This is a genomic window from Actinoplanes sp. DH11 (assembly GCF_020873875.1).
Classification (GTDB): domain Bacteria; phylum Actinomycetota; class Actinomycetes; order Mycobacteriales; family Micromonosporaceae; genus Actinoplanes.
Genome location: NZ_JAHWGU010000019.1, coordinates 76,134 through 102,004, shown reverse-complemented (window position 1 = coordinate 102,004; position 25,871 = coordinate 76,134). Strand labels below are relative to the sequence as shown.

Annotated in this window: 30 protein-coding genes; 16 read left to right on the top strand and 14 right to left on the bottom strand. The window is 71.9% G+C overall.

What is annotated here, in order from left to right:
- Positions 1-15: 15 nt before the first annotated feature.
- The 4 genes from LPA41_RS26095 to LPA41_RS26080 all read right to left on the bottom strand — a co-directional run bounded on the left by LPA41_RS26095 (position 16) and on the right by LPA41_RS26080 (position 3,443).
- Positions 16-351 (bottom strand): hypothetical protein, encoded by a 336-nt coding sequence (locus LPA41_RS26095; protein WP_229073421.1) that lies wholly within the window; start codon positions 349-351, stop codon positions 16-18.
- A 92-nt stretch (positions 352-443) separates the two neighbouring features.
- A complete protein-coding gene (locus LPA41_RS26090; protein ID WP_229073420.1) occupies positions 444-1,643 on the bottom strand; it encodes a hypothetical protein in 1,200 nt (399 codons plus the stop codon).
- The gene (locus LPA41_RS26085) at positions 1,640-2,143 is read right to left on the bottom strand and encodes a SigE family RNA polymerase sigma factor (RefSeq protein WP_229073419.1); all 504 of its coding nucleotides are present in this window, start codon (positions 2,141-2,143) and stop codon (positions 1,640-1,642) included. Before LPA41_RS26085 ends, LPA41_RS26090 begins: the two co-directional genes overlap by 4 nt.
- A 79-nt stretch (positions 2,144-2,222) precedes the next feature.
- Positions 2,223-3,443 (bottom strand): MFS transporter, encoded by a 1,221-nt coding sequence (locus tag LPA41_RS26080; protein WP_229073418.1) that lies wholly within the window; start codon positions 3,441-3,443, stop codon positions 2,223-2,225.
- A gap of 76 nt (positions 3,444-3,519) precedes the next feature.
- Between LPA41_RS26080 and LPA41_RS26075 the strand changes: the two genes are divergently transcribed.
- The 4 genes from LPA41_RS26075 to LPA41_RS26060 all read left to right on the top strand — a co-directional run bounded on the left by LPA41_RS26075 (position 3,520) and on the right by LPA41_RS26060 (position 7,131).
- Positions 3,520-5,091 (top strand): glycoside hydrolase domain-containing protein, encoded by a 1,572-nt coding sequence (locus LPA41_RS26075; protein ID WP_229073417.1) that lies wholly within the window; start codon positions 3,520-3,522, stop codon positions 5,089-5,091.
- 112 nt (positions 5,092-5,203) lie between these two features.
- On the top strand, positions 5,204-5,410 hold the full coding sequence (locus tag LPA41_RS26070) for a hypothetical protein (protein WP_229073416.1): 207 nt from the start codon (positions 5,204-5,206) through the stop codon (positions 5,408-5,410).
- Positions 5,411-6,049: 639 nt separating this feature from the next.
- Entirely contained in the window at positions 6,050-6,781 is a 732-nt protein-coding gene (locus LPA41_RS26065) for a siderophore-interacting protein (RefSeq protein ID WP_229073415.1), read from the top strand.
- On the top strand, positions 6,781-7,131 hold the full coding sequence (locus LPA41_RS26060) for a hypothetical protein (RefSeq protein ID WP_229073414.1): 351 nt from the start codon (positions 6,781-6,783) through the stop codon (positions 7,129-7,131). The genes LPA41_RS26065 and LPA41_RS26060 overlap by 1 nt, the downstream gene beginning before the upstream one ends.
- 312 nt (positions 7,132-7,443) lie before the next feature.
- On the opposite strand, the gene LPA41_RS26055 is transcribed toward LPA41_RS26060, so the two are convergent.
- Positions 7,444-7,968: a hypothetical protein gene (locus LPA41_RS26055; protein ID WP_229073413.1), complete on the bottom strand. Its 525-nt coding sequence runs from the start codon at positions 7,966-7,968 to the stop codon at positions 7,444-7,446.
- Positions 7,969-8,294: 326 nt separating this feature from the next.
- Positions 8,295-9,917, bottom strand: a complete 1,623-nt coding sequence (locus LPA41_RS26050; protein ID WP_229073412.1) for an ATP-binding protein — start codon at positions 9,915-9,917, stop codon at positions 8,295-8,297.
- 109 nt (positions 9,918-10,026) lie between these two features.
- Between LPA41_RS26050 and LPA41_RS26045 the strand changes: the two genes are divergently transcribed.
- Positions 10,027-11,379, top strand: a complete 1,353-nt coding sequence (locus LPA41_RS26045; RefSeq protein ID WP_229073411.1) for a hypothetical protein — start codon at positions 10,027-10,029, stop codon at positions 11,377-11,379.
- Here LPA41_RS26045 and LPA41_RS26040 read toward each other — a convergent pair.
- Positions 11,358-11,660: a hypothetical protein gene (locus LPA41_RS26040; RefSeq protein WP_229073410.1), complete on the bottom strand. Its 303-nt coding sequence runs from the start codon at positions 11,658-11,660 to the stop codon at positions 11,358-11,360. The two genes, LPA41_RS26045 and LPA41_RS26040, sit on opposite strands and share 22 nt — an antisense overlap.
- A 163-nt stretch (positions 11,661-11,823) precedes the next feature.
- Between LPA41_RS26040 and LPA41_RS26035 the strand changes: the two genes are divergently transcribed.
- Together LPA41_RS26035 and LPA41_RS26030 are read left to right on the top strand one after the other, a co-directional pair.
- Complete coding sequence (locus LPA41_RS26035; protein WP_229073409.1) at positions 11,824-12,315, top strand: GNAT family N-acetyltransferase; 492 nt, start codon at positions 11,824-11,826, stop codon at positions 12,313-12,315.
- A gap of 72 nt (positions 12,316-12,387) precedes the next feature.
- Positions 12,388-12,735: a DoxX family protein gene (locus LPA41_RS26030; RefSeq protein ID WP_229073408.1), complete on the top strand. Its 348-nt coding sequence runs from the start codon at positions 12,388-12,390 to the stop codon at positions 12,733-12,735.
- Here LPA41_RS26030 and LPA41_RS26025 read toward each other — a convergent pair.
- The gene (locus LPA41_RS26025; RefSeq protein ID WP_229073407.1) at positions 12,716-13,153 is read right to left on the bottom strand and encodes a VOC family protein; all 438 of its coding nucleotides are present in this window, start codon (positions 13,151-13,153) and stop codon (positions 12,716-12,718) included. The genes LPA41_RS26030 and LPA41_RS26025 overlap by 20 nt on opposite strands.
- Positions 13,154-13,215: 62 nt before the next feature.
- Between LPA41_RS26025 and LPA41_RS26020 the strand changes: the two genes are divergently transcribed.
- Together LPA41_RS26020 and LPA41_RS26015 are read left to right on the top strand one after the other, a co-directional pair.
- Positions 13,216-14,241, top strand: coding sequence for a YafY family protein (locus LPA41_RS26020; RefSeq protein ID WP_229073406.1), 1,026 nt, complete (start codon positions 13,216-13,218; stop codon positions 14,239-14,241).
- 475 nt (positions 14,242-14,716) lie between these two features.
- The gene (locus LPA41_RS26015; protein ID WP_229073405.1) at positions 14,717-14,863 is read left to right on the top strand and encodes a hypothetical protein; all 147 of its coding nucleotides are present in this window, start codon (positions 14,717-14,719) and stop codon (positions 14,861-14,863) included.
- Positions 14,864-14,978: 115 nt separating this feature from the next.
- On the opposite strand, the gene LPA41_RS26010 is transcribed toward LPA41_RS26015, so the two are convergent.
- Positions 14,979-15,827 (bottom strand): LysR family transcriptional regulator, encoded by an 849-nt coding sequence (locus LPA41_RS26010; RefSeq protein WP_229073404.1) that lies wholly within the window; start codon positions 15,825-15,827, stop codon positions 14,979-14,981.
- A 106-nt stretch (positions 15,828-15,933) separates the two neighbouring features.
- Between LPA41_RS26010 and LPA41_RS26005 the strand changes: the two genes are divergently transcribed.
- Both LPA41_RS26005 and LPA41_RS26000 read left to right on the top strand, forming a co-directional pair.
- Positions 15,934-16,665: an SDR family oxidoreductase gene (locus LPA41_RS26005; RefSeq protein ID WP_229073403.1), complete on the top strand. Its 732-nt coding sequence runs from the start codon at positions 15,934-15,936 to the stop codon at positions 16,663-16,665.
- Positions 16,666-16,731: 66 nt separating this feature from the next.
- Positions 16,732-18,036: a sensor histidine kinase gene (locus tag LPA41_RS26000; RefSeq protein WP_229073402.1), complete on the top strand. Its 1,305-nt coding sequence runs from the start codon at positions 16,732-16,734 to the stop codon at positions 18,034-18,036.
- 15 nt (positions 18,037-18,051) lie between these two features.
- Here the strand turns inward: LPA41_RS26000 and LPA41_RS25995 are convergent, their stop codons facing one another.
- The 3 genes from LPA41_RS25995 to LPA41_RS25985 all read right to left on the bottom strand — a co-directional run bounded on the left by LPA41_RS25995 (position 18,052) and on the right by LPA41_RS25985 (position 19,780).
- A complete protein-coding gene (locus LPA41_RS25995) occupies positions 18,052-18,471 on the bottom strand; it encodes a hypothetical protein (RefSeq protein WP_229073401.1) in 420 nt (139 codons plus the stop codon).
- Positions 18,472-18,628: 157 nt separating this feature from the next.
- The gene (locus LPA41_RS25990) at positions 18,629-19,180 is read right to left on the bottom strand and encodes an RNA polymerase sigma factor (RefSeq protein WP_229073400.1); all 552 of its coding nucleotides are present in this window, start codon (positions 19,178-19,180) and stop codon (positions 18,629-18,631) included.
- A 153-nt stretch (positions 19,181-19,333) separates the two neighbouring features.
- Positions 19,334-19,780: a hypothetical protein gene (locus LPA41_RS25985; RefSeq protein ID WP_229073399.1), complete on the bottom strand. Its 447-nt coding sequence runs from the start codon at positions 19,778-19,780 to the stop codon at positions 19,334-19,336.
- 138 nt (positions 19,781-19,918) lie between these two features.
- Between LPA41_RS25985 and LPA41_RS25980 the strand changes: the two genes are divergently transcribed.
- Complete coding sequence (locus tag LPA41_RS25980; RefSeq protein WP_229073398.1) at positions 19,919-20,536, top strand: hypothetical protein; 618 nt, start codon at positions 19,919-19,921, stop codon at positions 20,534-20,536.
- 138 nt (positions 20,537-20,674) lie between these two features.
- Here the strand turns inward: LPA41_RS25980 and LPA41_RS25975 are convergent, their stop codons facing one another.
- The gene (locus tag LPA41_RS25975; protein ID WP_229073397.1) at positions 20,675-21,124 is read right to left on the bottom strand and encodes a hypothetical protein; all 450 of its coding nucleotides are present in this window, start codon (positions 21,122-21,124) and stop codon (positions 20,675-20,677) included.
- A gap of 46 nt (positions 21,125-21,170) precedes the next feature.
- A complete protein-coding gene (locus LPA41_RS25970; RefSeq protein ID WP_229073396.1) occupies positions 21,171-21,623 on the bottom strand; it encodes an Lrp/AsnC family transcriptional regulator in 453 nt (150 codons plus the stop codon).
- Positions 21,624-21,761: 138 nt separating this feature from the next.
- Between LPA41_RS25970 and LPA41_RS25965 the strand changes: the two genes are divergently transcribed.
- From LPA41_RS25965 to LPA41_RS25950, 4 genes are all read left to right on the top strand, one after another.
- Positions 21,762-22,853 carry a thiamine pyrophosphate-dependent dehydrogenase E1 component subunit alpha gene (locus LPA41_RS25965; RefSeq protein ID WP_229073395.1) on the top strand — a complete coding sequence of 364 codons (1,092 nt, stop codon included), beginning with the start codon at positions 21,762-21,764 and terminating at the stop codon, positions 22,851-22,853.
- Positions 22,853-23,836, top strand: coding sequence for an alpha-ketoacid dehydrogenase subunit beta (locus LPA41_RS25960; RefSeq protein ID WP_229073394.1), 984 nt, complete (start codon positions 22,853-22,855; stop codon positions 23,834-23,836). Before LPA41_RS25965 ends, LPA41_RS25960 begins: the two co-directional genes overlap by 1 nt.
- On the top strand, positions 23,833-25,125 hold the full coding sequence (locus LPA41_RS25955) for a dihydrolipoamide acetyltransferase family protein (protein WP_229073393.1): 1,293 nt from the start codon (positions 23,833-23,835) through the stop codon (positions 25,123-25,125). Before LPA41_RS25960 ends, LPA41_RS25955 begins: the two co-directional genes overlap by 4 nt.
- Positions 25,126-25,231: 106 nt before the next feature.
- On the top strand, positions 25,232-25,843 hold the full coding sequence (locus tag LPA41_RS25950; RefSeq protein WP_229073392.1) for an AAA family ATPase: 612 nt from the start codon (positions 25,232-25,234) through the stop codon (positions 25,841-25,843).
- The last annotated feature ends 28 nt before the right edge of the window (positions 25,844-25,871 follow it).

The following is a 25,871-nucleotide window of genomic DNA, read 5'->3' as shown; positions in this document are numbered from 1 at the left end:
GCCGGGATCGGGTGATCAGCTGAGCGGCGGGCCCAGTCGCATGATCCGCCGCGCGCGGCGCCGGTCCAGCCAGCGCGGCTCCGCCGGGTCGTCCGGGTGACTGGCCGACGCCAGGTCGACGAGGATGTGCACCCAGAACCCGATCGCGCTGAGGATGTTGCGCAGCCGGCCCGGCTCGGGCGCGCCCACCGGCAGCACCACCTCGGCCCACCGCCAGGCCACCCACGCCACCTCGGGGTCGGGGTGACGGCGGCCGGCCCGGGCCAGGTCCCGCACCTCTTTGCGGGTCTCGTCCGGCAGCCGCCACCAACTGCGCAGCGTGTCCATCCGGGCCGATCCGTCGTCAGTCATGGTCGACATTGTGGACCATCGACCCGAGGCCCCGGCACGGAACCGCCACCGCGCCGGCCCGTCCCCGTGACAGGCCGGCGCGGCGCGCCTCGTCAGCGGCAGTTCCAGATCACCGCCTGGATGGTGCCCGACTTGTCGTCGGACTGCCCCGCGATGATCCGGCCGTCGTCGCTGAGCGTGCTCGCGATCGTGGCCGTGCCGTCGGGACGGTTGCGCCCCAGGCCCGGCAGGCGGACCACGTCGTCGCCGGTGACCAGCACCGCGTACCCCTTGGCGTCGTTGCCGACCTGCCAGCCGTGCGCGTTCACCGCGTCCGCGGGGTACTGCAGCTCCCCCACCAGCTCGGCCTTCCCGGTGCGCAGGTCCCACCGGGCCGCGTACACCGGTTCGCTGCTCCGGTTTTCCCTGTCCTTGTGTCCCGCCGCGCTCGCCATGCCGGTCACCCAGCCGTTGCGGATGTCGAACGCCTGCGCGATCTTCGCAGGCTTGCCGTCGATCTCCGGCATCGGCAGTTCCCGGTGGGTGCCGTCGGGCAGCCAGAGGTACGGCCGGGCCAGGTCCAGACTGCCCGCCACGGTGCCGTCCTCGTCGATGGCCCGGGCCTGCGCCTGCTTGGCGCCGGCCGGCGTGGGCAGCCGCTTCGGTTTCGCGTCCGCCGACGGCCAGAACAGGCCGTGCCCGGCGTTGTCGTCACCGACGATCTGGCCGGCGTCGTTCACCGCGTTCGCCGAGCCGGCCGCGGCGAGTTTCGTGGTCCGGCCGTCCCGGTACGCGTACGGCACCGGCCCGGCCTCGGAGTAACTCCAGCCCACCGCCAGTCCGCTCGTGTTGACGTCGCGCAGCGCCTCCTCCAGGTCGCCCGGCATCTCCACCTTGCTGACCTTGCCGTCGCGCCAGATGACGGCCTGGTACCCGCCGGACGTCGGGTAGGTGCGCCCGGCGATCCACCGGCCGGTCGGGTCGGCGCCGGTGACCAGAGCCATCGGCTCGCCGTCCGGGACCGGCAGACGCGTCAGCTTGCAGGCGGCCGGGCCGGGCACCGCCGTGGTGGGCGCGGGGACCGGGCTCGCCTTGTCCGCGGGCACGGCGGTGTTCGTCGCGGTGACCTGCGGCAACCCGGACCCGGGCAGCAGGCTCGCGGTGGCCGAGGCGGCCACCGTTACCACGGCGACACCGGTAACGACCGCACCGCGGCGCAACCGCCGGCGACGGCGCGCGGTGCTTATCGCCCGGTCGATGTCCACCGTGGACGGCGTGTCGGGTTCGTCGTCGAGCGACTTCAGCGGGTTCATCGGTTCGGCACCTCGATTCGTGGAGGTAACAGGCGGCGCAGGGCGGCCAGCCCGCGGGAGGTGTGGCTCTTGACGGTCCCGGTGGTGCAGCCCAGAAGCCCGGCGACCTCGTCGACGGGCAGGTCGTAGAAGAACCGCAGCACCAGCACGGCCCGCTGCTGCCGAGGCACCCGCCGCAGCGCGGCCCGGACCACGTGCCGTTCCTCGGCACCGGTGTCCTCCACCGGCTCGGGTTCCGGGATCTGCCGGAACAGGCGCACCCGGGACCAGGCGAGACGGCGCTCGTCGACGTAGCCGCGGACGAGCATGGTGCGGACGTACGCGTCCAGGTTGTCGGCGGCGCGGGCCCGGTGCCATTTCAGATACAGCGTGGTGATGGTCTGTTGCACCAGGTCGTCGGCGCGGTAGCCGTCACCGGTCAGGACATAGGCCAGCCGCCGCAGCGCGGGCACCCGCGCCGCCACGTACTCGACGTATTCCTCCTGCGCGCCATCGCGCATCGTCCCTACCTTCCGTCGGCTCCGTCACCCCTTCGACGGGTTCGGGCGTCCGGCCGGTTGTCATCAATCCCGGGCGATGTCAGCCGGTGGTCACCGCGTGGCGGTCGCGACGCCGGTCCAGGGCGAAACCGGAGACCGCCAGCACTAGTCCTACGGCGGCCAGGCCGACACCGGCCCAGGCGGGCGCGAGGTACCCGTACCCCCGCGCGATGACCAGACCGCCCACCGCGGCACCCACACTGTTCGCCAGGTTCATCGCGCTCTGGTTGACCGCGGCGCCCATCAGCTGCGCCTCCGGGGCGACCGTGATCAGCCGGGCCTGCAGGGTCGGCCCGAGGAAGATGCACGTCGCGCCGGTCAGGAACGCGCCCGCGAACAGGCCGATCGTGGTCGGCGCGGCGACCGCGAAGAACACCGTCGACACGATCACCCCGATGAACCCGGCAAGCGTCGCCACCCGCAGGTTCCGGTCGGCGAACGCCCCACCGAGGAAGTTGCCGGCGGTCATGCCCAGGCCGAAGACGGCAAGCACCCACGGCACCGCCGATGCGGACAACCCGGTCACCTCGGTGGTCACCGGCGCGATGTAGCTGTTCACCGCGAAGAACGCGGCGAAGCCGATCGCCGCGGTCACCGCCACCAGCCACACCTGCGGCCGGCGCAGCGCCCGCAACTCCGCCGCCGGCGAGCCGTCCGCCCGCGCCGGCGAGCCGGGCACCGTCGCGAGCACCGCGAACAGGGTGAGCACGAAGACCACCGCGATCGAAATGTACGCGATCCGCCACCCCGCCGTCTGCCCCAGATGCGTGATCAGCGGGACCCCGACCACGTTCGAGATCGTCAGCCCGCCCAGCACGATCGAGTACCCGCGTGCCTCGTTACCCGGGCCCATCAGCGACGCCGCGAGCAGACCGGCCGCACCGAAGTAGGCGCCGTGCGGCAGCGCCGCCACGAACCTCGCCACCAGCACCAGCTCGAAGGTGGGCGCCACCGCCGACGCGAACGTGCCCACCGCGAACAGCACCAGGAGCATCAGGACCAGCCGCTTGCGCGGCATCCGGGCGGAGAGGGCGGCGATCGTGGGGGCGCCGACGACGACCCCGAGGGCGTACGCGGTGATGACCCACCCCGCCTGCGCCACGGCATCCTCGCTGGAGCGGGCCCACGAACCCGGCAACAGGGCCTGCGCCATGTCCGGCAGCAACCCCATCGCCACGAACTCGGTGAGGCCGATCGCCACCCCGCCGAGCGCGAGGGCGAGCAGGGCGGTCCATCGCTGGCGAGGGCTGAGCTGATCCACTGCCGTACGCTAACGGCCACCCCCCGCGCCCCGCCCGACGAGTGGTCCAGTTCACCGCCCACGCGAAAGTGCTCACATGCTGCTGAAGCACCGGAAGCGCCTCCTCGGCGCCCTGGTCGTCGCGATCTGCGTCGCGCCGCTCGCCCTGATCAACGGCAACGCCGCGGCCGCCGCCACGCTGCCGCCGCAGCCGGGCAACTTCAAGGGGTACGGGTTCGACGCGTGCACCGCCCCGTCCAGCAGCGCGATGAAGGCCTGGCTGACGTCGCCGTACCGCGCGGCAGGCATCTACTTCGGCGGCAACAACCGGGGCTGTACGCAGGCCAACCTCACCGCCTCCTGGGTGCGCGAGCAGATCGGCCGCGGCTGGCGGCTGATCCCGCTCTACGTCGGCCCGCAGGCCACCTGCACCACGACGACGAAAAAGCACCGCATCGACAACCGCAACGCCGAGGCGCAGGGCCGCGCCACCGCCGACGACGCGGCGACCCAGGCCCGGAACCTCGGCCTGTCCCGCGAGAGCGTGCTGATCTACGACATGGAGGCGTACCGGACGAACGACGCCGCCTGCCGTGCCGGCGTGCTCGCCTTCATGAAGGGCTGGACGGCCCGGCTGCACGACCACGGCTACCTTTCCGGCTTCTACAGCAGCGTCAGCTCCGGCATCGCCGACCAGGTCGCCGTCTACCACAAGGCCGGCTACGTGCGACCCGACTACGTGGACTTCGCCCGCTGGGACCAGGTCGTCACCACCGCCGACAAGGTCATCCCCGCGTCGTACTGGACGCCCGGCCGCCGGATGAAGCAGTACCGCGGCGACCACCGGGAGACCTGGGGCGGCGTCACCATCAACATCGACAACGACTACCTGGACTTCCGGCTGCCGCCCTCCGCCGGGCTCGGCGACTGGAACCGCAACGGCTGGTCCGACGTGCTGGCCCGCTCCGGCGGCACCCTGTACGCCTACCCCGGCAACGGCGCCTACCTCTCCGAGGCGAACCGCACCAAGGTCAGCGGCGGCTTCGGCGGGATGAACGCGATCCTGCGCATGGACCTGAACCGGGACGGCCGCCAGGACATCGTGGCCCGCACCAAGGCCGGTGCGGTCTACTTCTACCCGGGCCGCAGCGACGGCCGGCTCGGCGCCCGCAAGAAGCTCTACGCGAAGTTCGGTCACATGCGCGAGCTGACCGCGATCGGCGACTTCAACCGGGACGGGTACCCCGACCTGCTGGCCACCCAGACCAGCAACGGGAACGTCTACCTCTACCCCGGGCGCAAAGGTGCCACGTTCGGTGCGCGCAAAGCTCTCGCCTACGGCAACTGGGCGAACCGCGGCGAGTTCACCGGCGTCGGCGACCTCAACCGGGACGGGTACGCGGACCTGCTGGTCCGGGAGACGAAGACCGGAACGCTGTACCTCTACCCGGGCAAGGGCAACGGTTTCAAGGCCCGCGTGAAGGTCGGCAAGGCGAACGGGTTCCGCGACCTGCTGGGCGCCGGCGACTTCGACCGTGACGGCTACCCGGACGTGCTGGCGGTCCACTCCTCGACCGGCAACCTGCTGCTCTTCCGCGGCACCGGGAAGTCCCTGCGCGCCGGCGTCAAGATCGCGGGCGGGTACAAGGGGCGGTCGCCACTCTTCTGAGCGGCCCGAGATCATTGATGCCCGGTGATACCTTCGGGGAAGGATGGCTGCCCATCCGCGGGGTGGGCCGCCAGATTGTCAGCCTTTCCGCGCGCGGTCCGGGAGAGATGCGATGACGGACAAGAACACGCCCCCTGACGCCGCGGGTCTCGGCATTTGGGGAAATCTCGGGATCTGGATCGCGTTCGGCTCCCTTTTCGGCGTCGTCGCCGGGATTCTTTTCGACAACCTCGCTCTCTGTATCGCGCTGGGTACGAGCCTGGGCGTGGTCGCCGGCACCGTCTTCATCGGGCGACGGAACACGCACAGCGGATCCTGAGCGGTCGCGAAGCCCGTCCGCCTCGTCGCCCGTATCCCGCCCGTCCAGGCCCCGGCGGCTCGAGGTCCACCGGTAGACGCGGATCGGCACACGCGGGTGCGCATTTCCGGTCGCCGGTCGCCGGTCGCCGGTCGTTGTCGGAGGCGTCGTCCGGAGGCCGTGGGTGACAGCCGGGCTGGGGTCGGCTGTCACTGGCGGTCGCCGCAAACGCCTCCTGACAACCATGGGTGACAGCCGGACAGGGTCGGCTGTCACTGGCGGTCGCCGCAAACGTCTCCCAACGACCGTGAGTGACAGCCGGGCTCGGCGGGCCGCGAAACGGATCGGCGATGGTCGACTCTGATGCACCACCCCAGCGGACGTGATCGCCGCGGGCGGCGCCGTCTTCCATGTCTGGCGCCGGCTTCCCTGCATTCTGATGCCGCCGGCACGACGTCGACCCACTGACCGCTCAAAGCACGTAAGCATTGCTGACCGTTCAACCACGCGAGCATGGCACCGGCTGTTCGCCAGCCAACCGGCCGCCCTCACCACGCCTAAAGCATCCTAGGATCCTACTCTGGTTTTGGTGCGCCGCGGTGTGCTCATGCCCGGCGGGGGCGTCAGAAACCTGCGGGCCCGTGCGATTAGGGTCGCGGGGTGGGGCGTTGGAGAGCTGGTGGGCTGCTGGCCACCCGGGTCCGGTCGGTGGTCGAGGTGACCGGGCGGATGCGGGAGATCGCACTGGCCGGGCCGGGGCTGCCCCGGGCACGGACCGGGGCGCATGTGGTGGTGCATGTCCCGGACGCGGACGGGTCGGTGGCCCGGCGGGTCTACTCGCTCTGGAGGTGCGGGGACTCGTCGTGGACGATCCGGGTCGCCCTGCACGACAAGGGTGGGCCCGGGTGCGCGTGGGCCGGGCACGTCACGGCCGGCGACCGGATCACTGTGGAACCGCCACGGGTCAAGATCACTCTGGACGCCACGGCGGCGTTTCATGTGTTCGTGGGCGACGACACCGGGGCCGTACCGTTGCTGGCCATGCGCGCGGCCCTGCCGCGTACCGCCGTCGCGCTCGGGATCTTCGAATCGGCCGGGGCGGACGATGAGGTGCCTGGGTTCGACGGCGTCGCGGGCCTCCCGTGGGTGCACCGCGGGGCGGCCTCGGCGGTCGGGTCGCGGGTGCTGTTGCGGGCCGTCCAGGAACTGGAGTTGCCGGCCGGCTCCGGCGCCGCCTATGTGGCCGGCGAGACCGAGACGTGCCGGCTCTTGCAACGGCACTTCGTCGAGCAGCGCGGATGGTCCCGGCGGGCGGTCCGGGTCCAGCCGCAGTGGGCGCGCGGACGCCCCGGATTCGGCACCGGCCCGGACACGCCGGTTATCGTGCCCTGATGCGGCAAATGATCAAAGACGTCGGCACCTGGATCCTCATCGTGCTGCAGGGCGTCGTCGCTGCCGCGTACTTCTCCGGCGTCCTCGCTTTCGCCGTCACCGACGAGCGCTCCTTCCCGGAACACGCGCCACCGCTGTGGGCCTGGCCCGCCGTGGTGGCGACCGCACTCGGCTTCCTGATCGGCTTCGTCTGCGTGCTGACATCGGTGCCGTTGCTGGCGCGGCGCTCCTACCGCACCCACAACCGCTGGTGGCGCGTACTCGCCGCCACCACCGCCGCCGACCTGGTCATGCTGATCGTGATGATCAGCCCACCCGGTTGGCAGATCTTCGACTGGTACGTGTCCTGACGCGCGCGGTGGCGGCAGGTGTTCCGCGCCCCGCCACTCCCCCACGGTCAGTGCGATGGTCGGGGTGCCCACGGCTCCCCACGGTCGGTGCGATGGTCGGCGCGTCCACGGCTCCCTCGCGGTCAGCGCGATGGTGCGGCGCGCGGTGTTGATCTGCTAGCGCTACGAAATCGCGGTGATCAAGGGGGTGAAACCGCGATTTCGCATCGCTAGCAGATCAACATCTCGGCGGGGGCGGTGACTGCAGCGCACCAAGGTCAGACGACACGGGTTGCAGGCAGTGGATTGTCCGTCACTGTCATGGATTGTCCGTCACTGCCGGGCCGTGCGGCGGCGGCCGTTGTCGTGGTGGTGCGCCGGCCTTGCTGCCGCAGCCGTGATGCCGTCGACGAACTCGGGGCGGGACGCGTCCCTTCGCAGGTGGCCGGATGCTGTTGCCGGCAGTGCCGGGTCGTCGTCGCCGGGGCCGGTCAGGACCACGACGGGGACCTCGCGGGCGAGCCGCCGGATCGCGGCCATCCCGCCCGGGGCGCCGGACGGGCGCGGGTCCGGCACGTCGGGGGCGCCGGGACGATGCGGGTCTGGGGCACCCAGACGGTGCGGGTCCGGGGCACCCAGACGGTGCGGGTCCGGGGCGCCGGGGGTGCCGGGGGTGCCGGGGGTGCCGGGGGTGCCGGGACAATGTGGGTCAATCAGTACTACGTCTACCTCGTGGCGGGCCACGTAGGCAATCGCTTCGGCGCCGTCGGCGGCGCCTGCCACGTCGGCGAAGCCGGACAGGAGCAGGCGGAGATTGCCCCGATATGACGGAGTACCGCCGACCACGAGGACGTTCATCAGGTCGGCGCAGGAAGGACCGGCGCAGGAAGGACCGGCATAGGAAGGGTTGGCGCAGGCAGGGTCGGCGCAGGAAGGGTCGGCGCGGGCAGGCGGCGGGGTGGGCTGCCGGGGTGGGATACGGTCCACGGCTCCACTGTCGCCCGGATCGTGGCCGGACGCACCCCGACGCCGGCTCGGTAGAAGCCGCTTACGACCGACGGAACAGCCGGCGCCGGGCCCCGCGCCGGGGGCGGCGGCGGGTCGCGCCGGGGCATGGACCGTCAGGTGGCTCGGGCCCGCGTGGCAGGGATGGTTGCGGTTGGGGCCGGTTTGGCCGTACTCGATCAGTCTGGGATGGAGAAGGTCACGCGGGTGCCGCCGCCGGGGTTTTCGTCGACGTGGATGTCGCCGCCGTGCCGGTCGACGATGCGCAGGCAGCTGGAGAGGCCGATGCCGTGCCCGGCCACCTCGCCGGTGTCGAGGCGGGTGAACATGTCGAAGACGCGGCGGCGCTGTTCGGCGGGGATGCCGACGCCGTTGTCGGCGACCGTTATCGCCCAGCTCGACGGGGCGCGCGCGGCGACGACGGTGACCTGGCACGGGCGGTCGGGGTGGCGGTATTTGACGGCGTTGCCGATCAGGTTCTGCAGCAGCTGGCGGACCAGGACGGGGTCGCCGGCGATAGCGGGCAGCGGGGCCGGCACGGTGACCGACGCCGCGGCCGAGTTGATGAGGGTGCCGAGGTCGGCGAGGACCTGGCCGACGATGTCACCGAGGTCGACCGGGACGGGATGGACGGGTGCGCTGCCGGCCTGGGCGTACTGCAGCAGCGAGCCGATCAGTTCGCGCATCCGGGTCACCGCGCGGCGGCAGGCGGCCACCCAGTTCGCCTCGATGCCGGTCACCGAGTCCTCGAGCAGTTCGAGGTAGCCGTTGACCGAGGCGAGCGGGGCCATCAGATCGTGGCTGACGGCGCCGGCGAAGTTCGTCAGGTCGGCGTTGGAGCGGCGCAGCTCCTCGTTGGCGGCGGCCAGTTCCCGGCGGGCCGATTCGATGGCGCGCTGCTGGGCCCGGTCGGTGGTCACGTCGGTCATCGCGACCACCGCGCCCATCGGCGTGCCGTCCGCCGCGATGAGGGCGCGGCCGCTGGTGGAGACGTGGACCGGCGGGCCGGTGCGGCGTCTGATGATGAGTTCGGCGTTCGCCACGGTTCCTTCGCGCAGCGCCCGCAGCAGCGGGATCCGCTCCGGCGGCAGCAGCGTCACGCCGTCGGTGTGGTAGAGCCGGTAGTGGCCGGCGAACCAGGACGGGTCGAGGGTGGGGTCGGCGTCCAGGCCGTGCCATTCCCGCGCCGCCCGGTTGAAAACGGTCAGCCGGCCGGTTTCGTCGACGGCGACCACTGCCACGTCGATCGTCTCCAGCAGGGTGTCGGTCCAGCGCTGGCGGGCCTCGGACTCCAGCGCCAGTTCCCGGTTGAGCCGGGCCTGCCGGCGGCGTTCGAAGAGCCCCAGGATGATGCCGGCCAAGTCCTTGAGGCGTTCGATCTGGCCGGCGTCGAGGGTGCCGGGCTGGTCGTCGAAGACGCACAGTGAGCCCAGCGCGTGCCCGTCCGGGGTGACCAGCGGCGCCGAGCCGTAGAGGCGCACCCCGGCGAGGACCCCGGTCACCCACGGGTTGTCCCGGTAGAGCGGGTCCTTGCTGGCGTCCGGGGCGTACATGAAGTCGCCGCGCTCGAACCGGACCGCGCACATCGAGTCGGTGCGGGCCGAGTCGCCGCCGGTGAAACCGACGGTGGTGAGCTGGCACTGCCGGTTCTCGTCGATCAGGTTCAGGGTGGCGGTGGGCACCCGGGCGACGGCCGCCGCGACCCGGACCACCGCCTCCAGTTCGTCACCGGCCGGTGCGTCGAGCAGGCGGTACTCGTGCAGTGCGGCGAGCCGGTCCGTTTCCCGCTGCACCCCGTTCACCGGTTCAGTATCGGCCGTCCGGTCGCTCCTTGGGATGGTTCAAGGACACCTCCGTTGACTTCCCACCTGACCAGGCATCCGCTGGAGGCAACACCTCTGGGAGGTTCTCATGTCACTCGCCCTCGACCGCAGGCTCGCCGACACCGGCACCCGGTTCCGGATCTTCCCGCAGCCCCGGTTCCTGACCGCGGCCGACGGCTCCCCGCTGTTCGGCGAACCGGAGACGGTGGTGGTGGCCCCGCCGCCCGGCGCCGTCGGGAGCGGGCCCGCCGACGACCGGATGTTCGTCGTCGACGCGGTCGGCAAGTTGCCGTACAGCCAGTTCTTCCGCCCGCCGTTCACCGGCGACCGGCGCCCGCCGGTGCAGCCCGGGCCGGACGGGCACTTCGACCACCTCGACCCGGACAGCCGGGAGTTCTCGGCCGCCACCATGTACGCCACGGTCCGCCGGGTCCTGGACATCTGGGAGGACTACTTCGGGCGGCAGGTCCAGTGGCATTTCGAGTCGGACTTCGCCCGCCTCGAACTGATCCCGCTGATCGAGTGGAACAACGCGCAGTCGGGGTACGGGTTCCTCGAGTTCGGGTTCGGCCGCACCGAGACCGGCACCATCGACCACACCCGGCCGTTCTGCGAGAACTTCGACGTGCTCTCCCACGAGCTGGGGCACAGCATCGTCTTCGCCGAGGTCGGCATCCCGGCCGGTCCGTTCGACGAGGGCGTCGATTACGGCGGCATGCACGAGTCGGCAGGTGACCTGGTGGCGATCGTGGCGTCGCTGCACTTCCACTCGGTCGTCGACATGCTGCTGACCAACACCCAGGGCAACCTGCTCACCATCAACGGGCTGGACCGGGTCGGTGAACTCTCGGACAGCCGGCAGATCCGGATCGCCTTCAACGCGCTGCGCATGTCGGACGTCGGCCCCGAACCGCACAACCGGTCGCTGCCGCTGACCGGGGCCCTCTTCGACACCATGGTCGAGGTCTTCCAGCACGACCTCGTCACGAAGAAGCTGATCCCCGAGGATCTGCGGCTCCGCTCGACGAACCTGCCCGGCACCGCGCACGACCTGGACCGGATCCAGGCCGACTTCGCCGACGCCTACCGCGGCAACGAGGAAGCTTTCAAGGAGTCGCTGCTGCGGGCCCGCGACTATCTGGGCCGGCTGCTCGCCACCACCTGGGCGGCGCTGTCACCGGACTTCTTGACGTATCACGGTGTGCTGCGCGCGCTGCTGGACGCGGACCGGGTGCTCACCCGCGGGGCGAACGCCGCGATCATCCGGTCCTGTTTCGCCTGGCGGGAGATCGCCCCCGTGCCGACGTCGATGCTGATGCGCCAGCACACGCTGACGTCATGCGGCCTGGACGCCACGCCGGCACCGGCGGCGGCCGGCGGTGACCGGCACGCCCCGATGGTCCCGCTGCCGCGCCGCTCTCACCAGAACTTGCGCCGGTAATGCCCGTGGTGCCGGCGGTAGTGCCCGTGGTGCCGGTAGTGGCCGTGATGCCCGTAGGCACCCGGGTGCCCGTAGGCGCCGGGAGGTCCGTAGGCGCCGGGATGACCGTAACCACCGGGCTGTCCGTAGCCGCCGGGGTGGTAACCGTGGCCCTGGCTGCGGGCGATCCGGTGGTTCACCTCGCGCAGCAGCCCGTCGACGGCCGGGTTGTGCCGTTTCTGGGAGGCCCGGTGGAGTTTCGACGCCACCATCGACAGCACCATCCGCTTCAGGAAGCCCATTTGCACCGTCTCCTCTGCTTGCTGCCCGCCCGTGCGGGGACGTGCTTGCTGCCCGCCCGTGCGGGGACCATCAACGGTACGTCGCGATGTCGAGCTTGAGCTGGATGTTCGCTGTGCCTTAAATGTGTGGCCCCGGCGGCCCGGGCTCGGGAATGGTGGGGGCATGGACGTCCGACCGGCACGACCCGAGGACGCCGGCGGGCTCGCCGAGGTGCTGGTGCGCGGCTGGCAGCAGGCGTACCGCGGGATGATGCCGCAGCGCTACCTGGACGGGCTCTCCGTCGCCGGCCGCACCGCGATATGGCGGCAGCGGCTCACCCGGCTGGAACCGCCCCGGGCGGTGCTGGTCCTGGAACCCGCGGTGGCCGGCTTCGTCACCGTGGACGCCGGTGACGATCCGCCGGACGGCGCGGTCAAGGCGATCTACGTGCGGCCGGGCACGTGGGGACGCGGCGGCGGGCAGGCGCTGATGGCCGCGGCCGTGGACACGCTGCGCGCCGCCGGGTTCACCGAGGCGACACTCTGGGTGCTGACGGCCAACGAGCGGGCCCGCCGGTTCTACGAGGCCGGCGGCTGGCGGCCGGACGGCGCGACGAAGGTGGACCGGCTCGACGGCTTCCCGCTGCCCGAGATCCGTTACCGCCGGAGCCTGTGAGTCGCGGACTGTTTCTGTCACATCCGTGCCGCGCGGATCGTCCCTGTGGTCACCGACCACAGAGGAGGGCGCATGTCCGCCGCCTACGTCACCGTCACGATCGTCGCCGCGTTCCTCACCGGCAGCGCCGCCACGTTCTACCTGAGCGGCCACGAATACCCGAGATCTCAGGCCGACGTGAAAGGGATCCCGCGCTCCTTCGTGCCGGTCCTGGGTCTGCTGCTGGCGGCGGGTACGCTCGGACTGCTGGCCGGGTTCGCCGTACCACTGCTCGGCACGCTCGCCGCCGCCGGCCTGGTCCTCTACTTCGTCGGCGCGTTCGCCGCGCACCTGCGGGTGAGGTCCCGCAACCTGATCGGCCCGGCGGTCTTCCTGCTGACCTGCACGGCCGCGCTGGCCCTCAGCCTGGGCGGCCGCTGACCGTGCCCGGACGCGCCGCCAGCATGTCCTGGTAGTGCTGGTTGAGCATGACGCCGAGCACGTTGCCGAACGGGTCCAGCACCGACGCGGTCACGTACCCGACGCCGCGTTCGGTCGGTTTGTCGTGCGGTGCCGCGCCGAGGCCGAGCAGCCGGGCGTACGCCGCCTCGACGTCGTCCACCGCCCAGTAGACGATGGCGCCGGTGGCCGTGCCGCCGTGCGGGTGCGGGGCGAACCGGCTGTTGAGCACCCCGAACTCGTGCTGGTGGTCACCGACCCGCCATTCCAGGTAGGCGCCGTCGCGCACGAAGTACGGCTCGAGGCCGAAGACCTCGGTGTACCAGTGCCGGGCCGCCGCCAGGTCGTCGGCGAAGAAGGTGACGGTGGTGAGTCCGCGGAGGGCCGCTGAAGTCGTCATGACCCCAGGCTGCCGCTGAAAGTGCTCACCTTCTGAGCACTTTTCCGGGCAGAATCGCGGCCATGCGTGCCGATCGCCTCGTCGCCGCCCTGCTGCTGATGCAGGCGCGCGGCCGGGTCACCGCCGCCGAGCTGGCGGCCGAGCTGGAGGTCTCGGTGGCCACCGCGCGCCGCGACCTGGAGGCGCTGTCGGCCGCCGGGATCCCGGTCTACCCGCAGCCCGGCCGGCACGGGGGCTGGCAACTGGTGGGCGGTGCGCGTACCGACCTGACCGGCCTCTCCTCGTCCGAGGCGCACGCGTTGTTCCTGCTGGCCGGGCCGGCGGCGGCGCACTCCGAGGAGCTGCGGGCGGCGTTGCGCAAGCTGCTGCGGGCGCTGCCGGAGCCGTACCGGAACGAGGCGCAGGCCGCCGCCGAAGCCACCCACGTCGACCCGGCGCGGTGGGGCGAGCACACCCGGGAGCGGCCGGACGAGGTGCGCCGGTTGCAGGAGGCGGTGGTCCGGCAGGCGCGGGTGCGGTTCACCTACTCCGGCACCGCGGGCTCCGGCACCGCGGGCTCCGACACCGCGGGCTCCGGCACCGCGCGCGCTGCCGACCCGTGGGGCCTGATCGACAAGGACGGCCGGTGGTACCTGCTCGCCGGCACCGACCGCGGCCGGCGCACCTTCCGGCTGGACCGGCTCACCGGACTCACCCTGACCGGCGAGACCTTCGAACGGCCGGACGACTTCACCCTGCGGGCCGCGTGGGACGACGTGGTCGCCACGATCGAGGAACGCCGGTCGCGCATCTGGGCCACCGTGCTGATCCCGGAACGGTTCGTCTGGGTGCTGCGCGACCACTTCGGCCGGCACTGCCACCCCGGCGAGACGCTGCCCGACGGCCGGGTCCGGGTCCTCGTCGGCGCGCCGACGCCACGCGACATCGCGCGCACGCTCTCCGGGTGGGGTGCGGCGGTGGAGGTGACAGAGCCCCCAGAGGTACGGGCGGAGCTGTCCAGAATCGGTCAGGAGCTGATCGACAGTTACGCCTCCAACGGCATCGCCAGACACTCCGGCGCCGACCGGAACTTCGCCGCCGGCAGATGACCGAAACCGACCCGGAGCACCCGGTCGTCCGCGCCGATCCCCGCTGCAGGACGCGGGTGCCAAGGGATTCGTCCACCCCGGAGGCCGGATGCTCTGCCAAGCAGCTCGTGCGGGCTTTTCTGCCGGTTTGCGCCAGTAGAAGGTTCGGATCCGAAGCATGGTGCACAGGATGTCGACCGCAGCGGCGTGGTGTTGCTTCCCTCGGCCGGGCGCAGTCCTTGAACAGGTAACCGCGATCGGCTGCGTTGGGTCGGCGCGGCGGTGTTGATCTGCTAGCGATGCGAAATCGCGGTTTCAACCCCATGATCACAGCGATTTCGCACCGCTAGCAGATCAACATGTCGACAGGATGGCGTGCGAGCAGCACGATTGGGGTCGGAACCGGGGACACGGGCTTAATGCGCGGACAGACGGCAGTCAGGGTGCGGCCTCTGCGGTGTGCCTAATTTGTCCGCGTTGCTGTCACTGATCGGTCGTGCCGGTGGCCGCCCTGCGCGCCGAGACCACTGAGGCAGCCCGGTCGAAGCACGCCGGCCGAGGCAGCCCGGCCGAGGCGACCCGGCGGCCGCAGGCGGGTGGCGACGTCGGCCAGGTCGGCGACCCGGCGGTCACAAGCGGGTAGCGGCGTCGGCCAGGTCGGCGACCCGGCGGTCACAAGCGGGTAGCGGCGTCGGCCAGGTCGGCGACCCGGCGGTCACAAGCGGGTAGCGGCGTCGGCCAGGTCGGCGACCCGGCGGTCACAGGCGGGTGGCGGTGCGGATCAGGTCGGCTACCGGGCGGGAGCGGCTGTGCGGGGGCCAGGCGATCACGGTGGTCACTCGGGGGGCGTCGCGCAGGGGTACGGCCACGGTGTCCTCGCGCAGCTGGGAGCGGCACGAGTCGGGGGCGATGGTCAGGGTGCGGCCGAGGCCGATGAGTTGCAGCAACTGGGTGTGGTCGCGTACCTCTGGGCCCGGACCTTCGGGGTAGCTGCCGTCCGGGTGCGGCCAGCGGGGTCGTGGCAGGTCCGGCAGGTCGTCCAGGTCGGCTAGCGACAGTTGATCGTTCGCGGTCAGGGGGTGCCCGGCGGGCAGGACCGCTACCTGGTCCTCGGTCAGCAGTTCCTCGGTGTCGAAGCCGGCGGCGGCGTCGAACGGGCGGTGCAGCAGCGCCACGTCGGCGCGGCCGTCGCGCAGGATGGTCTCCTGCTGGCCGGGGCCGCACAGGATCACCTCGACGGCCACCGCACCGGGCTCGGCGGCGTAGGCGTCGAGCAGCTTCGCCAGCAGGTCGGTGGAGGCACCGGCCTTGACCGCGAGGACCAGGCCTGGGCGGCCGGGCTCGGCGGAACCGGCGCGACGGGTACGGCGTTCGGCCGCCTCCACCGCGTCCAGGGCCGCCCGCCCCTCGTCGAGCAGGACGGCGCCGGCGGCGGTGAGGGCGACGCGGTGGCTGTCGCGGTCGAACAGTGTCGTGCCGAGGCGGCGCTCCAGCTGCCGGATGGCGCGGGACAGTGGCGGCTGCGCCATGCCGAGCCGTTGCGCGGCCCGCCCGAAGTGCAGTTCCTCCGCGACGGCGACGAAAAACCGTAGTTCCCGCGTTTCCACCCGGCGATCGTATGCCCGGCCGGACCACGTGGCGATACCCGTACGGTATCGTGCCGGACCGAGACGGTGTTGTCCGCTCTCACCCTCGGTAGCCACGATCGATGGCATGACCGACATGAAGATTGCGCTTGTCACCGGCGCGAACAAGGGCATCGGGTACGAGATCGCGGCCGGCCTCGGCACGCTGGGTCACCGGGTCGGCGTGGGCGCCCGCGACGAGCAGCGGCGGACGGACGCCGTGGAGAAGTTGCGGGCGGCAGGTGTGGACGCGTTCGGCGTACCCCTGGATGTCACCGACGACGCCAGCGCAACCGCCGCCGCGAGCCTGATCGAGCAGCGCTTCGGCCGCCTCGACGTGCTGGTGAACAACGCCGGCATCACCGGCGGCGTCCCGCAGGAACCCAGCCTCGTCGACCCGGCCACGATCCGGGCGGTGGTGGAAACCAACGTGATAGGCGTCGTACGCGTCACCAACGCCATGTTGCCCCTGCTGCGCCGCTCGCCGTCGCCGCGGATCGTCAACATGTCCAGCAGCGTCGGCTCGCTGACCAGGCAGTCCGGGCCCGGTGGCACAACCACGACCGGGCCGGTGGCGGTGGCGTACGCGCCGTCGAAGACGTTCCTCAACGCCGTGACCCTCCAGTACGCCCGGGAGTTCGCCGGCACCGGCATCCTGATCAACATGGCCTGTCCCGGCTTCGTGGCGACCGACCTGAACGGCTTCCGTGGCGTGCGCACCCCGGCGCAGGGCGCGGCGACAGCCGTACGCCTGGCCACCCTGCCCGACGACGGCCCGACGGGCGGCTTCTTCGAAGATGCCGGCGAGATCCCCTGGTGACACCGGCCCCGGTGACACGGGCGGCGGCGTGCCATCATGGCAGCACGCCGCCGCTGGGAGTTGTCCGTGAGCATCGAGGCCGAGCTGCGCGCCGAGTTGGATCGCGGGGAGCGCACCGAGACGGCGGTCCTGCGGCTCCTGCCGTACGTCCTGCTTGCCGCGTGCACGCTCATCACGTTGCTGCTGCCGCTCTGGGGAGTGTCACCGAACCTTCCGGCGGCGCTCGGGCTCTCGTTCGCGGCCACGGTCTGGCTGCTCTGGTTCCACGTCGGGCATGCGCGGCGGTACGCGTACGCCTCGCTGATGGGCCTGTACTCCGCAGGGCTCATGGTCCTCGCCGCCGGCCTGGTCGCGGTCGCGCCCTGGTACGCCCTCTTCGCCTTCCTCGGCTATCCGCACGCGTTCCACCACCTCAGAGGCCGCCGGAGGTACGCCGGCGCCGCCGTCACCTCCATGACCATGGCGGTGGCGTACCTCGGTGGCCTCGCCACCCTCACCGGCGGCTTCTGGTGGGCGTGGCTGGCGATCAGCGTCATCAGTACGGTGCTGGCCTCGGGGTCCTTCCACCTCATCGAGATCTCCGACGAGCGCGAGCGCCGGCAGAGGCAGGCCGTCGCCGAACTGCACGAGGCGAATCTCACGATCGAGGCGGCGCTGGCGGAGAACGCGGCACTGCACGCCCAGCTGCTGGTCCGGGCGCGGCAGGCCGGGGTGCTCGACGAGCGGCAACGGATGGCGCGCGAGATCCACGACACCCTGGCGCAGGGCCTCACCGGCATCGTCACCCAGCTCCAGGCCGCCCAGCAGCGGATGGACGAGCCGCCGGCCCTGGACCGGCACCTGACGAACGCGGTGAACCTGGCCCGGGAAAGCCTCACCGAGGCCCGCCGCACCGTCCACGCCGTCGAGCCCGAACTGCTCGCCGAGGCTCAGCTCCCGGAGGCGGTCGGGGACGTGGTCCGGCGCTGGTCGGAGCTGCACCGCATCGACGCGGTCCTGACCACTGCCGGCGACCCCCGGCCGATGCACGCCGACGTCGAGGTGACGCTGCTGCGAGCCGCGCAGGAGGCGCTCGCCAACGTGGCCAAACATGCGAGGGCCAGCCGCGTCGGGCTCACCCTGTCGTACATGGAGGACCTGGTGACACTCGACGTCCGGGACGACGGCATCGGCTTCGAACCTGCCGTCAGGCGTGCCGGTGGATCCGGTGACGGTGGGTTCGGGCTCGCCGGCATGCGTCAGCGGGTGCAGCGGCTCGCCGGCCGGCTCGACATCGAGTCGGAGCCGGGCGGCGGCACCGCGATCTCGGCCTCCGTGCCGGCTATCCCGGCCGGGCCGGACGCTGATCCCAATCCCGCACGCCGGCGGTGACCTCAGTTCCTCTGGTCAGCGGTGCTTCCCGCACGGGTCGGCGCGAGGGTGGCCCTCGAATCGGACGCGGGCGGATTCGGCTCGGCCGTGGACCAGGAACGCGACGGCGTGGGCGGTGCGACGGTCGGCGTGGCCGCCGGGATTGAAGCTGGTGTGGTCGCTGCCGGTGACGCCGGTGTCGTTGTGGATGTCGTTGTCGCTGTCGGGGACGCCGCTGAGGTCGGCGAGGCCGACAGAGCCGGCGAGGGCTGCCCGGGCGCCCGGGACGGTGAGGCCGGCACGGTGGGCTGGGACGGCGAGGCCGGCACGGTGGGCTGGGACGGCGAGGCCGGTGCGGCCGGTGGGGCCGGCGCCGGGTCGGCGGGCCGGAGCAGAGCGAACGCCGTGATCGACACCGTCGCGGCGGCGATGCCGGCGGCCAGCGGGAGCCACCACCGGGCCCGGGTGCCACGCCGGGACGGCGACGGTGCTCCCGTCCCGCTCAGCCTGGCGGCCTGGGAGGGCGCCGGTTCGTGGCGCAGGTCGCGGCTCGTGACGGCGGTGGCTCGAGCGGCCAGGGCTCCGCGCAGGCGCCGTTCCAGATCGGTTTCGGTCATCTCTCCCCCAGTTCGGCGCGTAGCAGTGTCAGGGCTCGGTGCGCGGTCGACTTGACGGTTCCGGTGGTGATCCGCAGCGTGCCGGCGATCTCCCGCTCCGAGAGACCCGACCAGTAGCGCAGGACGATCACCTGCCGCTGCCGGGTGGTGAGCCGGCTCAGCGCGCCGATCACCTCCCGGTCGCCCGCCCCGAGCAGCGCCTCGTCCTCGGCGGCCGGTGCCGGATCCGGGCGCTGCGGCAGATAGGCCCGGGCGATCCGGCGCCGGCGCAGCACCGACCTGGCCGCGTTCATGACGGCGGACACCAGGTACGCGTGCGGATCGTCGAGGGCGTCCAGGCCCGTACCGTGCCGGCGCCAGAGCCGGGTGAACACGTCCTGGACGATGTCCTCCGCGGTGGGCAGGTCGTCGACCATGAGTACGGCCAGCCGGACCAGTGGCAGACGGCGCGCCCGGTAGAGCTCGTCGATCGCGGGCGTTCCGGTTGCTGTCGTCACCGCGGTGGCCGAGGCGGGTCCTCGCCACCAGCGCAGCAGCGACCTGGGCATCGGCAAGACGAAGATCACAAAGGGCCTCGCGGGGTGGGTCGGACTCGAGATGGTACGGCGGGGCGCCGGCCGCTGGTCCGGCTGACCCAGCCGTGCGCCCCGGCGCGCGGCCGGCCGTGCGGGTGGTGGCGCGGGCGGCCGGCGCGCGCGACCTCAGGAACCGGCCACGACCGTCGATTCCGGCGACGGGGCCGCGGTGGTCATCCGGGTCGGACCGGGCTCGGGAGTCGCCTCGCCAGCCGGGGTGGGCTCAGCGGCCTCGGCGGTCGGGTTGCGCGTGGCGGCGGTCCGGGTGGGCGCGACGGTCGCGCCCGGGGAAGCCGGTTCGGCGGTGGCGGTCGCTTCACCGGTCACGGTCGGCTCGACAGCCGCGGGCGGCTCGGTCGCGCCCGGGGACGCCGGTTCCGCGGTGACAGCCGGTGACCCAGTGGCCGCCGGTGAGGCAGTGGCCGCCGGTGAGGCAGTGGCCGCCGGTGACGTGGTCGGGGCCGGCACGGGCGTCGCGTCGTCGGCGAAGGCTGCCGCGGCGGACACCCCGCCGACGGCGATGACGGCCACGGCTCCGGCGGCGATCGCGAGGGACCGGGTGGATCTGCGCATGTCGAACTCCAGCGTTGTCAGTCGGTGCACTGTCACCCGGGAGGACGCGCAGGACCAGAAAAGGTTGGCGATTCCGCTGTGACCCCCGACACACATGCGGGACAGGCCGGGGATCCGCCCTGTGGTTCGATGCGCATCGTGACAACGGTCGAGGAAATGCTGGCGGCGGCTGAGGCGGACGCGTACTCGTACGCCTGGGACTCTTTGCTGGAAGAGGTCCGCCATGTCGGGATCCACGACGACGAACGCGCGCTGCTGATCGAGCGCCTCCCGGCGATCACCGCCCGATTCGCACCGGCCGACCGGGACAACGTCCTCCTGCTGGCCGGGCACCTCGCGGCCGATGTCGACGAGGCGGCCTGGCCCCGGCACGCCGAAGCCTTGACGGCCCTGCGGTCGCTGGCCGGCGACTGGCTGGCCTCGCCGGCCGACGCGGGGCTGTTCATCCATCGCCTGCAGGCGGCGGTGGCGTTGGAAGGCGACGAACTGTGGGGCGCCGAACTTCATCGCATCGACGAGAACGAGATCGAGCTGGAGTGCCCGCACTGCGGGACGACGTTGGCACTGGTCCTCGGGCCGCCGCTGCGGCCGGCGGCCCCGGCCGACCTGGACGGCGCGGGTCGCCGGCTGCACGAGGCGAGCTTGGAAGCCGGCCAGCCGTCGGTGGCCACCGCGCTGACCTACCTCTTCGGCCGCACCACCTGCACGGAGTGCGACCACCGTTTCCGGGTGTCCGACCAGGTGTTCCGCTACTGACGACTTAATAGCGGGAGGTCGCGGGGCGGGCTCATTTCCGGCTGCCGCCTTCGACCGTTTCGACAACATGCAGTACCAGCCGATCGCTGAAGGCGGCAACAAACGCGATGGCCAGAATTCCCGCGTTTTTCTCCACTGTCACACGATGAGGCCGTGCTGCCGCCACGAGGACCGCACCTTCTCCTGGGTCTCCGCCAGCACAGCGTCCCGCAGACGCTCGAGTTCTTTCTGGTCGAACCCCAGGGCCTCGATGCGCTTGGCGGCGTTGTAGCAGGACCATCCGGTGTTCGTGCTGCCGTTCTGGACTTCGCGTTTAGCGCGCCGGACCACCCTCAACGCCGAGGATTTCGCACCGTTCTCAGCCACCGGTGGGTCAGCCATGCGAATGAGCTTTTCCAGCTCATCCTCGTACGCTTCGAGATAGGTGTCGAGGCGACGCCGATCCGTTGCCCAGATAAGCCGCTTGAACCGCGGACTTCGCCGGCTGGACGCCGCTCTGTCCGCCCCGGCCCGGTCGTCGTTGCCGCCCATGTCGCCCACCGCTTCCCACGGATGTCGTGCATCGGAATTCTCGTCCGCCAGGGACATGCGCGGGCCGGTCAGTAGCGAACCGGACAGAGCGCCGGGACGCCGGTCAGGGCGGGGTGGGACCTTCGCGGGACGGGGTGGACTCCTCGAAGAGGAGCAGGGTTCGGGTGCTCACCACGCCCTGCATGCCCTGGATCTCGTCCAGCACCAGGTGCCGTAGCTCGGTGTTGTCGGCGACGCGGACCAGCAGGATCACGTCGAAGTCGCCGCCGACCAGGCCGATGTGCACGACACCGGGCAGGGCGCGCAGGCGGGTCAGCACTTCGCGCCAGTTGGCCTGCTGGAGGTTGACGGTCACGTAGGCCGCCGTGGTCAGCCCGGCCGCGACCGGGTCGACGTCGGCGTGGAAGCCGCGGATGACGCCGTTCTGCTGGAGGCGGGCGACGCGGGCGTACGCGTTGGCGCGCGAGATGTGCAACGTCTCGGCGAGGGTTCGCATGGACATGCGTCCGTCGCGAGCGAGTTCGCGCAGGATCCGCCGGTCGGTGTCGTCGAGCACGGGGCCACCTGTCTCGCGGGGCGCACCCACGACTGTGAATATGAGACGTTCGGCCCCCGTACAGCAGGCGGAGCGAAACAATATCTCGTTCTTGGAGCACATCTGGTGTTCATTTGGCGCGGGAATCAGAATCCGTTCATGACACGTGACGCAGCACACCTGCTGCCGTCCACGGAGCCGGTGACGCTCATCGACCCGGACGGCCACCCCGTTCCGTGCGACGGCCACGAGATGCCCGACCCTCAGGCGCTTGTCCGCGCGTACGCTGCACTGATCACTGCCCGCCGGTTCAACGACCAGGCCAACGCCCTGGTCCGTCAGGGCCGGCTCGCGGTCTACCCCTCGTCGCACGGGCAGGAGGCCTGCCAGGTCGCCTGCGTGCAGGTGCTCGGCGACGGCGACTGGCTGTTCCCCACCTACCGGGACACCGCGGCGATCGTGGCGCGCGGCGTCGACCCGGTGCAGGCGCTGACGCTGCTGCGCGGTGACTGGCACAGCGGTTACGACCCGCAGGCCACCCGGGTGGCGCCGCAGGCCACGCCGCTGGCGACGCACCTGCTGCACGCGGTCGGGGTGGCGCACGCGGCCCGGCTGCGAGGCGACGACACCGTGGTCATGGCGGTCTGCGGTGACGGCGCGACGAGCGAGGGCGACTTCCATGAGGCGCTCAACTTCGCGGCGGTCTTCCGTACCCCCGTGGTCTTCTTCGTCCAGAACAACGAGTATGCGATCTCCGTGCCGCTGGCCCGTCAGACGGCGGCGCCCTCGCTGGCGCACAAGGGCATCGGCTACGGCATCCCCGGCGAACGGGTCGACGGCAACGACGTGGCGGCGCTGCTGGACGTGCTCGGCACCGCGGTGGACCGGGCCCGCGCCGGCGAGGGACCGCAGCTGGTGGAGGCGCACACCTACCGCGTGCAGGCGCACACCAACGCCGACGACCCCAGCCGCTACCGCGAGTCCGGCGAGGTGACGCCGTGGCTGGCCCGCGACCCGATCACCCGGATGGAGACCTATCTGCGCGGGCGCGGCCTGATCGGCGCGGACAAGATCAGAGAGTACGGGGCCGCGGCTGACAGTCTGGCCGCCGGGATGCGCGCCGGACTCGGTGACGAACCCGTCGCCGACTACCGGGAGCTGTTCGCGTACGTCTACGCCGAACCGACACCGCAGCTCCGCGAGCAGATGGCCGTCGTCGCCGACGAACTGTCCCGTGAGGAGGCCCGCTGATGCCGGAGAAACTGACCATGGCGAACGCCCTGAACCGGGCGCTGCGCGACGCCCTGCGCGCCGACGACTCGGTGGTCGTCTTCGGGGAGGACGTCGGCCCGCTCGGCGGCGTCTTCCGGATCACCGACGGGCTGACCGCCGAGTTCGGTGAGCAGCGCTGCTTCGACACCCCGCTCGCCGAGTCCGGCATCCTGGGCATGGCGATCGGGATGGCGATGAACGGCATGCGGCCGGTCGTGGAGATGCAGTTCGACGCGTTCGCCTACCCGGCGTTCGAGCAGCTGGTCAGCCACGCCGCGAAGATGCGCAACCGGACCCGCGGCCGGGTCGGTGTGCCGATCGTGGTGCGGGTGCCGTACGCCGGCGGCATCGGCGGGGTGGAACACCACTGCGACTCGTCGGAGGCGTACTACGCGCACACCCCCGGCCTGCACGTGGTGGCGCCGTCCGACCCGGCCGACGCCTACGGCCTGCTGCGCGCCGCCGTCGAATCCCCCGACCCGGTCATCTTCCTGGAACCGAAGAAGCTCTACTTCTCGCGCGCGGAGGCGGACCTGTCCACACCGGTGCCGCCGATCGGCCAGGCCGTGGTGCGCCGGGACGGCACGGACGCGACGCTCATCGCGTACGGCCCGGCCGTCCCGGTCGCCCTCGAGGCCGCCGAGGCGGCCGCGCAGGAGGGCCGCAGCCTGCAGGTGGTGGACCTGCGCTCGATCGTCCCGTTCGACGACGAGACCGTGTGCGCCGCCGTCCGGTCCACCGGCCGGGCCGTGGTGGTGGCCGAGGCGGCCGGGTTCGCCAGCGTGTCCTCCGAGGTCGTGGCCCGGGTCACCGAGCGCTGCTTCCACTCGCTGCACGCGCCGATCCGCCGCGTCACCGGCTTCGACATCCCGTACCCGCCGCCGAAACTGGAACACGTCCACCTGCCGTCGGTGGACCGCATCCTGGACGCGGTCGACGAACTGCAGTGGGAGTACGCATGACTGCCGCCCGCGCCTTCGTCCTGCCCGATCTCGGTGAGGGCCTGACCGAGGCGGAGATCGTGCGCTGGCTCGTTGCCGAGGGCGACGTGATCGAGGTCGACCAGCCGGTCGTCGAGGTGGAGACGGCGAAGGCGATGGTCGAGGTGCCGTCCCCGTACGCCGGCCGGGTCGCCACCCGGCACGCCGCCGAGGGCACCACCCTGGACGTGGGAGCGCCGCTGATCACGGTGGCGGCCGTGGAGAGTGCTGCCGGTTCCGCCACCGAGGCCTATCGGGAGGAGGAGCGGGCCGGGTCCGGAAACGTCCTGATCGGGTACGGGACGACGCCCGGTTCCGGTGGCGCCGCCCGTCACCGCCGTCCCCGGGATCGCCGGCCGGCCGCCGGCCCGCCGCAGATCCCGGCGCCCCGCACCCCGCCGCCCCCCGTCGCACCGGCTGTAGTGGCGCCCCGGGTCGTGTCGCCGCTGGTCCGCCGGCTGGCCCGGGACTCCGGCGTCGACCTGTCCACGCTGCGCGGCACCGGCCCGGGCGGCGTCATCACCCGCCGCGACGTCGAATCAGCGACCACCCCCGTCACCCCCACTGCCCCAGCGGCTCCCACCGGTGAACGGCGCATCCCGCTCACCGGCTTCCGCAAGACCGTGTCGGCGGTCCTGACCCGCAGCCGCGCCGAGATCCCCGAGGCGACCGTCTGGGTGGACGTCGATGCCACAGCGCTCTGGGAGCTGCGCGAACGCACCCGCCACGATCCGTCGGCGCCGGGCCTGCTGGCCTACGTGGCACGGTTCGTGGTGGCCGGGCTGCGCGCCTACCCGATGCTGAACGCCCGCGTCGACACCGAACGCCAGGAGATCGTCGAACTCGACCAGATCAACCTGGGCCTGGCGGTGCAGACCGACCGGGGCCTGGTGGTGCCGGCGGTGACCGGGGCGCAGAACCTGACGACCACCGCACTCGACGCCGCGATCCGGGACGTGACGGCCCGGGCCCGCCGCAACGAGTCCACCCCGGCGGAGTTGACGGCCGGAACGTTCACCCTCAACAACTACGGCGCCTTCCGCGTCGACGGCAGCGCCGCCATCATCAACCATCCCCAGGTCGCCATGCTGGGCCTGGGACGGATCATGGATCGTCCGTGGGCGGTGGGCGGCGCGTTGACCGTACGCAAGATCACGCAGTTGTCCTTCGTCTTCGACCACCGGGTCTGCGACGGTGGCGCGGCCGCCGGCTTCATGCGCGTCGTGGCCGACGCCATGGAGGACCCGGCCGCCGCCGTGGCCAACCTGTAGGCCTGGCCGGCTGCGGGTGCCACCGCACCCGCAGCCGGTCTGCGATGCTCGGCGGGTGCCGAGTTCAGCCGAGCGGTGCCGGGTCGTCAAGCGGGTGGCGTGTCTCGTGCCCGTGCCGGGAAACGGCGCCTGCGTCCGTGTCGGGATCGACGGGCCGGACGCGGCGGGCAAGACCACCTTCGCCGATGAGCTGGCCGCGGAAGTTCGCGCGCTCGGTCGCCCTGTCGCCCGAGTCTCCCTCGACGACTTTCATCACCCCCGAGCGGTCCGGTACCAGTGGGGGCGCGACTCACCCGAAGGCTTCTGGCGGCATGCCTTCAACTACGCCCGTTTCCACAGCGACGTGCTGGAGCCGTTCGGTCCCGGCGGAAATCGTCGCTACCGGCCGGCCGCGCACGACCTCGCCACCGACACCGAACGCAGGCCGGCGACGCGGACCGCTGCCGCCGGCACCGTACTCATCGTCGATGGGCTCTTCCTTCATCGCAACGAACTCGTCGGGGCCTGGGACCTGTCCGTGTTCCTGGACGCGGACTTCACGGAGACGGCGAGGCGCATGGCGGCCCGCGACGGCACCGACCCCGACCCCGACCATCCGGGCAACCGCCGCTACATGGACGCTCAACGGATGTATTTCGCCGCTTGCTCCCCACATGAGCGGGCCGGCATTCTCATCGACAACCGAGCTCTCAGCACGCCTCGCATCGTCCGCGCATGACAGCCCCGACGTCCCGGGCCGGCTTCAG